Source organism: Undibacterium sp. TC9W (assembly GCF_049339865.1).
In the GTDB taxonomy this organism is placed as follows: Bacteria; Pseudomonadota; Gammaproteobacteria; order Burkholderiales; family Burkholderiaceae_D; genus Undibacterium.
Window position 1 is genome coordinate 1 of sequence record NZ_JBMPPJ010000110.1, and the last position, 252, is coordinate 252.

Here is a 252-nt window from a genome sequence, read left to right on the forward strand (position 1 = left end):
CAACACCGGCGTTGTTGGATGTACCAACCAGACGGATTGTTTCGAAACCGGAAACGTTCGTCCATTCAGACGCGCCCAGAGCGATAGTGTCGCCCAGTGCTGCACCTGTCAGGTCGCCGTCGATGACCAGTGTGTCTGTACCAGCACCACCTACGACTGTGTCGGAGATTGTCAGGCCAGCACGTGTGTCTTGCAGGTTATCGAAAGTAACTGTGTCGTTACCAGCACCCATCTTGATGTTTTGCGCGCCGT

1 protein-coding gene is annotated in these 252 nt (G+C 55.2%); it reads right to left on the reverse strand.

The window, feature by feature from the left end; all coding sequences use genetic code 11:
* The coding region (locus ACO0LN_RS30460) for a hypothetical protein (RefSeq protein WP_422980525.1) at positions 1-252 on the reverse strand (252 nt) is incomplete at both ends.